Genomic DNA, 1,309 nt, shown 5'->3' on the forward strand with positions numbered 1-1,309 from the left:
TCTGGGTCGTACGGTCGAATGACGAGTTGTTGCGGTTCGGGCGCTCCCACAGCCGCCAACTGTTTCAGTGGCACGGAAGTCCCGTAGGCTTCCACTTTGATCGATTCGACAAGCCCGGGATTCGCGCGGCCTGTGCGGATGCCCGCCAGGTTCTCCTTGAGGACGGAGATTGCTTTCTCCATCTTTTCTTCGACGGTCAGAAGGATTTCATCTTCCGTCATGCAGCACACCCTTTCCTTGAGCGTCGTCCAGCAACGCGGACCAGGTCGCCGCCGGACCCCAGAACACGGCTTTTTCGATGATTGTAGCGGGCTGTCGGGCACTTCACCAGTTGACCCAACATGCCCCCTGTCATGTGGGAGTGGCGGAGAGTTCCGATTCGCGAACGGGGGTTTCCGTCTCGGTGATGAGGGTGCCGACCCGTTCGCCTCGCACAGCCCGTTCGATATTGCCCGGGCGTCGGAAGTTGAAAACGACGATGGGAAGACGATGTTCGGCGCACTTGGTGATGGCTTCGGGGTCCATCACACGCAGGTTCTGCCGCAGCACGTCGCGGTAGCTGATCTGACTGTAGAGAATGGCATGGGGATTCTTGGCAGGATCGTCGCTGAAGACTCCGTCGACTTTGGTGGCCTTCATGAGAATATCGGCCCCGATTTCCAGGGCGGCCTGGGCTGCTGCTGTGTCGGTCGTCACAAAGGGGCGACCGGTACCGCCGGTGAGAATGACGATCCGGCCTTTTTCGAGATGTTGCTGGATGCGGCGGTGAATATGGGGCTCGGCCACTCCCTCCATCGGCACGGCAGAGACGAGCCGGGTCTCCACGCCCAGCGATTCGAGCGCGTCCTGGAAAGCAAGTCCGTTGATGACCGTGGCAAGCATGCCCATGTAGTGGGCCGTGGCCGGTTGGATGCGGGTTGTCCCCGCTGAGAACTGGGCCCCCCGGAGGATGTTCCCACCCCCGAGGACAATCGCCAGTTGGACGCCTGATTGAGCCGCCCGATAGGTCTCCTCGGCCAGCGCCACAACGGACGCCATGTTGATCCCGCGTTCACCGCTGCGGGTAAACCCCTCTCCCGAAATTTTCAGGACAATCCGCCGATACGGTGAACCCGACTTTGCAGCTTCGGCCACAGCTCACTCCTTTCCCACCTCCCAGTACCAGTAGCGGACAAGTTTCAGGCCGGCCTCTTCCGCCACTTTGCCCACGGTCTTCTTGGGATCTTTGACGAACGGCTGATCCACCAGGCAGTGCTGAGAGTAAAAGTCTTTCAGACGGCCTTCCACGATCTTGGGGATCAGGTTTTCC

Annotated in this window: 3 protein-coding genes; all 3 read right to left on the reverse strand. The window is 60.3% G+C overall.

The window, feature by feature from the left end:
* Positions 1–221: ribosome recycling factor (locus H5U08_RS19090; RefSeq protein WP_297036844.1), on the reverse strand; the 221-nt coding region annotated here is incomplete at its 3' end.
* A 130-nt stretch (positions 222–351) separates the two neighbouring features.
* Positions 352–1,134, reverse strand: coding sequence for a UMP kinase (gene pyrH / locus H5U08_RS19095; RefSeq protein WP_297036847.1), 783 nt, complete (start codon positions 1,132–1,134; stop codon positions 352–354).
* Positions 1,135–1,137: 3 nt separating this feature from the next.
* Positions 1,138–1,302 carry a hypothetical protein gene (locus H5U08_RS19100; RefSeq protein WP_366494914.1) on the reverse strand — a complete coding sequence of 55 codons (165 nt, stop codon included), beginning with the start codon at positions 1,300–1,302 and terminating at the stop codon, positions 1,138–1,140.
* Between the last annotated feature and the right edge of the window lie 7 nt (positions 1,303–1,309).

It is taken from the genome of Thermogutta sp. (genome assembly GCF_014359955.1).
Classification (GTDB): domain Bacteria; phylum Planctomycetota; class Planctomycetia; order Pirellulales; family Thermoguttaceae; genus Thermogutta.